Origin of the sequence: Streptomyces sp. NPDC098101, from assembly GCF_044760185.1 — a bacterium.
Classification (GTDB): domain Bacteria; phylum Actinomycetota; class Actinomycetes; order Streptomycetales; family Streptomycetaceae; genus Streptomyces.
In genome coordinates, this window is sequence record NZ_JBIWAS010000001.1 from 263,892 (window position 1) to 275,164 (window position 11,273).

Annotated in this window: 2 protein-coding genes; both read left to right on the forward strand. The window is 71.4% G+C overall.

Translation table 11 applies throughout. The annotated features are described in order from the left end of the window. Nucleotides 1-272: 272 nt before the first annotated feature. Nucleotides 273-4,580 carry a LamG domain-containing protein gene (locus tag ACIQVI_RS01110; protein ID WP_403589719.1) on the forward strand — a complete coding sequence of 1,436 codons (4,308 nt, stop codon included), beginning with the start codon at nt 273-275 and terminating at the stop codon, nt 4,578-4,580. Between the two features lie 176 nt (nt 4,581-4,756). Next, nucleotides 4,757-11,182 carry an RHS repeat-associated core domain-containing protein gene (locus tag ACIQVI_RS01115; RefSeq protein ID WP_403589721.1) on the forward strand — a complete coding sequence of 2,142 codons (6,426 nt, stop codon included), beginning with the start codon at nt 4,757-4,759 and terminating at the stop codon, nt 11,180-11,182. Nucleotides 11,183-11,273: the final 91 nt, after the last annotated feature.

The window sequence follows — 11,273 nt, forward strand, 5'->3', positions numbered from 1 at the left end:
TGTCGAACTCCCCTTATGCGGCGTTTCATTGGGAATGGAATTTGCATGACTATGATCACATTGACCCTCAATGGTCTACACCTGATAGTGATCCCTGTCTCATCTGGATCAAGAGGCCGCGGGCACCGTCGCCCGCGGGCGTGCGGGGGCGCAACGAGACGGTAGGTCGGGGTAGTCACTGGCAGTACCTCTGCCGATCGCCCACGCCGACCCTCCACTCCGTCGCAGGGGACGCTCCATCAACCCTGCGCCCTCTTACGGAAGTAGAACGCGTGGCTGCAAGAACGAGGGGGGCGACCGGCAGCGGTGCCGCCCCCCTGGTGATCGGCTCCCTGATCACCGCACTCATCACGGGATCCGCGGTCCCGGCCGGCGCGGCGGCCGCCCCTCCCGGGCCCGTCCCGGCCGCCTCCCCCGTCACACCGCCCGACGCCGCTCCTGAGGACGCCGTCTCCCGGGCCCAGGACGAGGCCAAGCGGAGCGGCCGGCGCGTGGAGGTGACAGCCGAACGGGGGCCCACCCGCGAGGTGTACGCCAATCCGAGCGGCACGCTCACCGAAATCACCCACACCCAGCCCGTGCGTACGCGCAAGGGCGGCTCCTGGGTGGACATCGACACCACCCTGCGGGCCCGGCCGGACGGCGGCCTCGCCCCCGTCGCCACCGCGACGGACGTCGTCTTCTCGGGCGGGGGCACCGGCCCTCTGGTGCGGATGACCCGAGCGGGACGCGAGTTGGCCCTGAACTGGCCCGGCTCCCTGCCCGCCCCGATCCTCTCGGGCCCGGCGGCGACCTATCCCGACGTCCTGCCCGACGTCGATCTGCGGGTGTCGGCCGACGCCGACGGGTTCTCCCAGGTGCTCGTCGTCAAGAACGCGAAGGCCGCGGCGGATCCCAGGCTGGCGGCCCTGCACATGCCGGTCTCGGGCACGGGGCTGACCGTCCGTGCCACGGTCGACGGCGGCTTGGAGGCGGTCGACGCCCAGGACGGCGGCGTGGCCTTCGAAGCCCCTCGACCGAAGATGTGGGACTCCGGCCAGGCCGCCCCCCAGCCCTCCCAGCCCTTCCAGGCGTCCAAGGCGGCCAAGGCTTCCAAGGCGCAGTCGCGGGCCGCGGCGGAGGCCGCCGGCTCCGACGCCCCCGTACCCCCCGCCGCGTCCGATCCCGAACTGCTCGACGGGCCCGCGGAAACCTCCCGGACCGCTGAGGTCGGCGCGACCGTCACCTCCGGCGCCGTGACATTGACCCCGGACCGCTCCCTCCTGGCCGATGCCGACACCCGCTACCCGGTGTTCATCGACCCGACCTGGAAGTCGCCCCGTGCGACGGGGTGGGCGATGGTGTCCCGCGCCTATCCCAGTTCGTCCTTCTACCAGTTCGACGGCAAGGACGACGCCGGCCTGGGCTTCTGCCCGCCGAACTTCACCGGCATGACCTGCGCTCCGAACGACGCCAAACGCCTGCTCTACCAGGTGCCGGTGACCAACTTCGCGGGCAAGGGCATCGACAGCGCCGAGTTCGTGGTCCGTGAGACGCACGCCTACAACTGCACCAAGCAGCCGGTCGAGTTCTGGCGCACCAAGCCGCTGACGAAGACCACGACCTGGAACACCACCAACGGATCCGGCTTCTGGGCGGACCAGATGCCGACGGTCATGGCGGCCAAGGGAGCCACGGCCTCCTGCCCCGACGGGGACATCGAGTTCAACGCCAAGGACGCGGTCGTGTGGGCCGCCGCGAACAAGCAGTCCTCCCTGACCTTCGGTCTGAAGGCCCCCAACGAGAACGCCGAGCAGATGTGGAAGCGCTTCTCCTCGGCGGCGTACCTCCGCGTGGAGTACAACAATCCGCCCGCGCGCCCGAAGCAGAGCCAGTTGACCACGAGCCCGGGTGGCGCCTGCACGTCCGCGTCCAAGCCGGTCAACGTGGTCCCCAAGGTGACCGCCGTCCTCACCGACCCCGACAAGGACCAGGTGTACGCCGAGTTCCGGGTCGACTGGGACGCCGGCAGCGGCTGGAAGCAGCAGTGGAGCTCGGGGCGCATCGGGCCCAAGGCGTCCGGGCAGCCGTTCACGATCACGTTGCCCTCGACGATCCCGCAGAACAGGATCATGGCCTGGGGCGTGAGGGCCTCCGACAACCGTCTGTGGGGCCCGTGGAGCTTCGAGGGCGACGACCAGACCGGGTGCTACCTCACCTACGACTCCAAGGCGCCCCAGGCGCCGGTGATCACCTCGCAGCAGTACCCGGCGTCCGATTCCGCCGACCCCGCCGACCCCTGGCTGGACGGAGTGGGGCGTTACGGCAAGTTCACCATGGACTCCGCCGCGACGGACGTCGTGAAGTACCAGTTCGGGCTGAACGCGGAACCGAGCGCGGCCAACGAGCGCAAGCCCTCGACGCCGGGCGGGCCGGTCACCGTCGACCTCATGCCCACCCGCCCCGGCGTGAACCACCTCTACGTCAAGGCGTGGGACGCCAACAACAACGCGAGCACCATCGGCACCCACTCCTTCAAGGTCTCGGCCGGTCAACCCGAACGGGCCGCCTGGAGCCTGGACCAGCCGGCCGGTGCGACCACGGACCCGGGCAAGGGCGGGAACCTGCCGGCCACCCCCGTCGGCGGAGCCGTCCTCGGCGCACCGGGCACCGCGGGCACGGCACTGGGACTGGGAGGGACCGACGCGGCCGCCGAGGCCGACCCCAACCTCATCGCCTCCGACGGTGACTTCACCGTCTCCACCTGGGCCCGTCTGGACGCCCTGACCGCCACCCAGACGGTGCTCAGCGTCGACGGCACCACCCACGCCGGGTTCTATCTCGGCTACGAACTCGCCATGCAGCGCTGGGCCCTGCGCGCACCGACCAAGGACGGCGCCGGAGCCTCGTTCTCCACCCAGAAGGTCGTGTCGGCCAACGCCCCGGAGACCGGGGTCTGGACGCACCTGGCGGCCGTGCGCGACAGCGTCGCCAAGGAGTACCGCCTGTACGTCAACGGCACCCTCCAGGGCACCACCCCGATCACCGCACCGTGGTACGCGGCGGGCCGCCTCCAGATCGGCCGGGCGAAGTACAACGGCGCGTACGTGGACCACGTGGTCGGGGCGGTCGACGAGACCGCCGTCTTCGACCGGGTGCTCGGCACCGCCGACGTCGGGGCGCTGGCACAGGGCGGATCCGTCACCACGGGCCGTCCCGCCAAGGCCGCGTGGCGCTTCGACGACCCGGCCGGCTCCCCGCTCATCGCGGGCGCGAACCCCGTTCACCCGCTCGCCCTCAAGGGCGCGGCGACCTTCGGGGCGTCCGGCCCCGTCGCCGGCGCCCTCGACCTGAGCGCCCCCGCCGCCTCGTACGCGAGCACCACCGCCCCGCAACTGAACACGCTCAAGAGCTTCTCGGTCTCCGCGTGGGCCCGGCTCCCCAAGACCGAGACCGACACGGCCCAGATCATCGCCACGCAGGCCGCGACGCAGAAGAGCGGCTTCGAGCTGTACTACTCCGGCTACTACCGCCGGTGGATCTTCAACCGGTACGACACCGACACCGCCGACTCCGATCCGACCCGGGCGATGGCCAACATCGGCAAGCCCGCCGCGGAACAGGTCTACCCCGGTGACGAATGGCACCACCTGGTCGGCGTGTACGACGCGACGGCCAAACAGCTGCGGCTCTTCGTCAACGGCAAGTTGATCTCCCAGGTCCCCTACACCGCCACGCCGATCAACGCCGTCGGCCCGGTCATGGTGGGGGCGGGCTCCTACGGTGCCAAGCCCGGCTCCTACTTCAAGGGCCTGATCGACGACGTCCGCCTCTACGACCGGGTCCTCGCGCCCGAAGAGGCCGGAGACCTGTTCAAGCGGCACCCGCAGGTCAAGGGCCGGTGGACGTTCAACTCGGCGGCAGGGACCCCCTCGGCCGCCGCCGACGACAGCCCGGGCAAGCGCCCCGCCGTCCTCGGCGCGCAGGCGGCCGTCACCCCCGGTGCCGGATGGGTCGGCGGCGGAGCCCTCGTCCTCGACGGGGTCGACGACTACGCCGCCACCGCCTCGATGCCGGTGGACACGCGGGACAGCTTCACCGCGACCGCCTGGGTCAACACCGCCTCGCGTCCGCAGCGCAAGGTGACGGTCCTGTCGGCGGAAGGTGCCCACAACAGCGCCTTCACCGTCCGCTACGCACCCGACCCGGCGAACCCCGCGGAGAACGGCAACTACCAGCTGGAGGTGCCGACCGCGGACGCGGCGGGCGCCGCCCGCCCGGCCGTCGGACACAGCGCCTTCCAGAGCGATTTCGAATGGGACCACCTCGCGGTCGTCCACGACGCCTTCGCCGACGAGATCCGGCTCTACGTCAACGGGCGCCTCGAACAGGTCGAGGCGGCCACGTCCTGGCGGGACAACGTACGGCCCTTCCAGGCCACCAAAACCCTCCAGTTCGGACGCAACAAGGAGAACGGCGCCCTCGGCGAGTACTGGCCCGGCGTCATCGACGACGTCTGGGTGTTCTCCGGCGTCGCCTCGGACGCCCAGATCGCCAAGCTCGGCAACGGCGAGGAGCTGGCCACCGTCCCCGGTCCCTGATCAGGGCCCCCGCGGAGGCCGGTCCGCCGACCTCCGCCCCTCCCCGGTCCCCGTGCGTGCCCCGCGCGCACGGGGACCGACCCCCACCCTTCCGGCTCCGGAGGCCGACGACACCCGTCCCCGACTCCGGAGCCGGACGCGTTCACCGTTCGACCAACACCTAAGGAACCATCGGCTTGTCCAGACCCCCGAGGCCGCCCCGAGCGGCCCGTCTCCACCGGTACGCCGCGCTGGCGGCCGCCGCCCTCATGGCGGGAACGCTCCTCCAGGCACCACCCGCGACCGCCCTGCCCACCGGTACCGGCCGCCCCGACGCGATCGACACCGAGAAGCCCGTCGCGGGCCGCGCCCTGGGAGTGAAGGCACGACAGGCGTCGGGCCTGCCCACCGGTGCCAGGCGCGCCGCGAACGACGACTTCCCGGCCGCCCGGGCGGCCGTCGTCGACCTCGACGCGGCCCCCGCGGCCGGTCTCCTCTCCACCGCGCCCGACCGGCGCGCCCCGAGCCGACGGCCGTTCTCCACGGCCGCGCGCGCCCACGCCGTCCCCGCCCCCGGGACGCCGGTCAGTCTGAGCCGCACCCCCGACACCGGCCCGGCCGGCGCGGGACCGGGGAGCGTCGGCGTCCGCGTCCACGGCACCGAACAGGCGAGGTCCGCCGGCGTCGACGGACTGCTGCTGTCCCTGACCCGCGCGTCCGGAGCCACGAGCGCGGTCGACGTCGACGTCGACTACTCCTCCTTCCGCGAGTCCTTCGGCGGCGGATACGGACAACACCTGCGGCTGGTCTCCCTGCCGGCCTGCGCCCTCACGACGCCGCGCCTTCCCGCCTGCCGCGAGACGACCGCGCTGAAGGGCGCCAACGACACCGAACGCCACGTGCTGTCCGCGACCGCGCTCCGGCCGGGCCCCGCCCAGGCGCCGACCGTACTGGCCGCCGTCGCGGCCGCCGGTGACAGCGGCGGTTCGGGCGGCGACTACGCGGCCACCCCCCTGTCCTCCTCGGCCGCCTGGCAGACGAGCCCGCAGACCGGGGACTTCTCCTGGTCCTACCCGCTCGCCCCGCCGACCGTGCCGGGCGGGCTCGTGCCGAAGCTCGCCCTCTCCTACTCGTCCGGCAGCATCGACGGCCAGACCTCGGCCACCAACAACCAGGGCTCGTGGATCGGCGCGGGCTTCGACATGAACACCGGCTTCATCGAGCGGCGCTACAAGCCCTGCTCCGAAGACGGCACGTGGAACAAGGACGACGCCCCCGGCGACCTGTGCTGGGGGTACGACAACGCCACGATCTCCTTCAACGGCCACGCCGGCGAGCTGATCCCCACCGGATCCGACACCTGGCGCATCCGCAACGACGACGGCACCCGCGTCGAGCGGCTCAAGGACGCCACCGGCACCGGCAACCGGGACGACGACGGCGAGTACTGGAAGGTCACCACGACCGACGGACTCCAGTACTTCTTCGGCCGCAACCGCCTGCCCGGCTGGACCACCGGCAAGCCCGAGACCAAGTCGACGTGGACCGTCCCCGTGTTCGGCAACAACACCGGCGAACCGTGCAACAAGGCGACCTTCGCGACGTCCTGGTGCCGACAGGCGTGGCGCTGGAACCTCGACTACGTCGTCGACACCAACAACAACGCCATGTCGTACTGGTACGAGCCGGAGACCAACTCCTACGGCCGCAACCGGGTCGCCGCCGACGACACCCCCTACGAACGGGGCGGCACCCTCCACCACATCGAGTACGGACAGCGCTCCGACACCCTGCTGACCGCCAAGGCCACCGGCCGGATCGACCTCACCAGTGCGGAACGGTGCCTCGACACCGCCGCCGGGGCCTGCGCGCCCGCCGAGATCGAGAAGAACCCCACCCGGTGGGAGGACACCCCCTGGTACCTGAACTGCGCCGGCGGCACCACCTGTGACAAGGGGCGCTTCACCCCCACCTTCTGGACCCGCAAGCGCCTCACGAAGATCACCACGCAGATCCTCCAGCCCTCCGGGAGCTACGCCGGCGCCGACGCCTGGGCACTCTCCCACGCCTGGGGCGACGCGGACATCGACCGCTCCCTGCTGCTGACCTCCCTGCGCCACACGGGACTGTCCGCCACCACGTCCATCACCCTGCCCCCGGTCACCTTCACCTACCGGCAGGACCCCAACCGGCTCGACCGGCTGGGCGACGGCATCGCCCCGTTCATCAAGTACCGCCTCTCCAAGGTCTCGGACGAGGCGGGCGGCGCACTGGACGTGGCCTACTCCGCCCCCGACTGCTCCTTCGACGCGCTGCCCACGCCCGAGACCAACACCACCCGCTGCTTCCCCCAGTACTGGCAGCCCCCGGGCGCCGCGGACCCCGTCCGCGAATGGTTCAACAAGTACGTCGTCACGCAGGTCGCCGCGACCGACCGCACCGGCGGCGCCGACGACATGGTGACCAGGTACTCCTACCTCGACGGGGCGGCCTGGCACTGGGCCGACGACGACGGCCTCACCAAGGAGAAGTACAAGACCTGGTCCCAGTGGAACGGCTACGGCCACGTCGTCGTCGAGGCCGGCGGCTGGGACGGTATGCGCGCCAAGTCCGAGCACTGGTTCCTGCGGGGCATGGACGGGGACCGCAAGGGACCGGCCGGCGGCACCAAGAAGGTCGAGGTCTCCGACGGCGCGGGCGGCACGCTCACCGACCACGAGGCCCACCAGGGCTTCGAGTACCGGACCGCCGTCCACAACGGGCCCGACGGCGCGATCGAGTCCCGTACCGTGAACACGCCCTGGCGCAAGGAGACCGCCAAGCGGGTCCGCGACTGGGGGACCGTCACGGCCAACCTGACCGGCACCGGGTCCACCCGCGCATGGGAGCGCAAGCAGGACGGCACCTACCGGCAGACCTCGTCCACCACCGAGTTCGACGCGCAGGGCCGGGCCACCGCCGTCACCGACCTCGGAGAGCCCGCCTCCGGCGACGAGACGTGCACCGCCACCCAGTACGCGGACAACACGACGGCCTGGATCCTCGCGCTGCCCAAGCAGGTCGAGGTCCTCGACGTGGCCTGCGGAACCGCCGTGACCCCGGCGAACGTCCTGTCCCGCAAGCGCAACACCTACGACAAACTCGCCTTCGGCGCGGCCCCGACCAAGGGCCTGCTCACCCGGCAGGAGGAGCTGACCGGCTGGAACGGGTCGACCCCCCGCTACCGCGCCGCCGACAGCGGCCACGACGCCTTCGGCCGCGTCACCTCCAGCACCGCTCCGGGCGGCGGCACGACGACGACCGTCCACACCCCCGCGACCACCACCTCACCCGGATCCGTCAAGATCACCAGTCCGGCCGCCGTCGCGGGCAACGCCGCCACCGCGCAGACCGTGACCACCGAGTACGATCCGGTCCGCTCGCTGACCACGGCCACCGTCGACGCCAACGGCAAGCGCAGCGAAGTGGAGTACGACGCGCTCGGCCGGCTCTCCAAGGCCTGGCTGGCCAACCGGCCCAAGGGGTCGAGCCCCACGCCGAGCCTCGAGTACACCTACCGGATGGAAGAGGGGAAGATCGCGGCCGTCGGAGCCAAGAAGCTCGCCAACGACGGCAGCCAGATCCTCTCCTACATCCTCTACGACGGCTGGCTGCGACCGCGCCAGTCCCAGTCCGCCGGGCCCGACGGCGGCCGGCTGATCGACGACACCTTCTACGACGAACGCGGCCTGGTCGAGCGCGTCTTCGCCCCGTACTACGCCACCAAGGCTCCGGAGGCGACCCTCTTCGGGGTCACCGCCCGTGGCGACGTCGACACCCAGACCGTGCACCAGTACGACGGCCTGGGCCGCACCGTGATCAGCCGCAACCTGCAGGGCAACGGCGAGGGCACCGAGCTCAGCCGCACCACCACCTCGTACGCCGCCGACGTGATCACCGTGGACCCCCCGGCGGGATCCACGCCGACCCAGACGCTGCTCGACGCCTCCGGGAACACCACGGAACTCCGCGAGTTCAAGGGCTCCGGGCCCTCCGGCGCCTACGACAGCACCACCTACGAGTACGACCGCGCCGGCCACATCACCAAGGTCACCACCCCGGACAAGGCCGTCCGTACCTACGGGTACGACCTCCTCGGCCGCCAGACCTCCTCCACCGATCCCGACTCGGGCGGCATCGAGCTCACCTACGACGACCGGGACAAGGTCACCACCACCACGGACCTCGGCCGGAAGAAGACGATCGCGTTCGTCTACGACGGTCTCGGCCGGCACACCGAGACCCGCGAGGGCTCCAGCAAGGGCACGCTCCTGGCCTCCTGGACCTTCGACTCGGTCCGCAAGGGCTACCTGACCTCCTCGACGCGCTACGTGGGAGGCGCGACCGGCGCCCAGTACACGCGGACCGTCAACGCCTACGACAACCTGTACCGGCCGCTGCGCTCCACCCTGAGCATCCCGGCCGCCGAACCGGGCCTGGGCGGCACCACCCACCAGATCAACACCACCTACAACCTCGACGGCACCCTGAAGTCGTCGAGCCTGCCCGCGGCGGGCTCGCTGCCCGCGGAGGTGGTCACCCCCACCTACGACGCGCTTCAGCGCCTGATCGGTGTCGAGGGCCTCTCCTCCTACCTCACCGGCGCCACGTACACGCACACGGGCAAGCCGCTGCGACTGGAACTGTCCACCGGAGGCAAGAAGACCTGGATCAGCAACAGCTACGAGCCGGGCACCCAGCGCCTCGCCTCCAGCCGCACGGACCGTGAGGGCGTCCCCGGTACCGACCGCGACGCCCGGTACGCCTACGACCCCTCCGGGAACGTCACCTCCGTCACCGACACCTCCCGTGCCGGCACCGACCGGCAGTGCTTCCGGCACGACTACCTCCAGCGCCTGGTGGAGGCGTGGACGCCCCAGGGCGACTGCTCCGCGGACCCCGGAACCGCCGCACTGGGCGGGCCCGCCCGCTACTGGCACTCGTACAGCTACACGGTCGGCGGCAACCGCGACAAGGAGACGATCCACGACCCCGCCGGCGGCGGCCCCGGCGCCGACACCGTCCGCACCCACCGCTACGACGAGAACGGCAAGAACCAGCCCAACACGCTGACCTCGGTCGTCTCCACCGGCGCCGTCACGGGAACCGACACCTACACCTACGACACCGCCGGCAACACCGGCACCCGCGCCCTCGCCGGGCGGCCCGCCCAGACCCTGACGTGGGACACGGAGGGCAACCTCGCCTCCGTCACGGGCTCCGGCGGCACCGACGAGTACCTCTACGACGCCGACGGGATGCGGCTGCTGCGCCGACAGGCCGGCACCACCACCCTCTACCTCGGATCCCAGGAGGTCACCTGGACCAAGGCCACCGGCAAGACCACCGCCCGCCGCAGCTACGACCTCGGCGGCGCCACCGCCGTCCGCCAGGACAACGGCTCGGTCGCCTTCGTCGTCGCCGACCACCACGGGACCGGTGAACTGTCCGTCGCGGCCGACACCCAGGCTCTCACCCAGCGCAGGTCGCTGCCCTTCGGCGGCACCAGGGGGACCACGCCCGCGAACTGGCCCACCGACCGCGGATTCGTCGGCGGCACCCAGGACGCCACCGGCCTCACCCACCTCGGGGCCCGCGAGTACGATCCCGCGCTCGGCCGGTTCGTCAGCGGCGACCCGATCATGGACCCCAAGGATCCGCAGCAGCTCAACGGGTACGCCTACGGTCACAACAACCCGCTGCGCCGGAGCGACCCCACCGGGACCTACGACCCGGACGAACGCGATTGGTGCAACAAGAACCCCTCCACCTGCCAGAACGGCCGCTACAAGCCGAAGCCGACCCCGACCACCCCGTCCAAGCCCAAGAAGAACCCGAACCCCGGCATGGACAAGCCCCGCGCCCACATGCCGAAGGTCGAGAACAAGCGCCTCAAGGACATCGTCGAGGAGCTCTACATCCGCGAAGCCGTCGCCGACAAGGACGTCAAGGGCGACGGCAAGACGGCGACCGCCCTCATCGAGGAGCTGAACGAGGGCAAGCCGTTCGGCGGCAAGGGCGAGAAGTGGCACATCGAGAAGGCCATCGCCAAGCTGGGCGGTCTGCGCGACCTGCTGGAGGACGACCGGAAGGCCAAGGTCAAGGACGGCAAGGGCATCCTCTCCGACGCGGACCGCAAGGTGGCCGTCGACAACGCCAAGGAACTGTGGACCGCGCTGAACTCGGACGACGTGGCCGGCGCCGTCACCAAACGGGTCAAGGACAACCCCGTCATCGAGAAGACCATGACCAACCTCGTCAAGACCGTCATCGCGGCGGAGTCGATGAGCGAGGTCACCGGCCAGAAGTTCGCCGTCCCGCCCAACCTGCACCCCAAGGCCCCGCAGCGCGCGGCCCCCAGCGGTGAGGCCGTCAAGGGCCGGGGCTTCGCGAAGGGCTTCGGCGTCGTGGGCGGCGCCGCCGGTCTGGCGCAGTTCCCCGTGGACGTCTACAACCACGGACTCAAGGAAGCGGGCAAACGAGCGGCCGAAACCCTCACCGACCCGCTCGACATGACCCCGCCCGGACAAGGAGCCGACTGCGTCTTCTTCGGCGAGTGCTACGTCGTCGTAGAGGTAGCGTGACCCAGGGCCGGGGGGGGGGGGGGGGCCCCCCCCCCGCCGCGCCCCCCCCCCCCCCCCCCCCCCGCCCCCGACCCCCACGCGCACCCCCCCG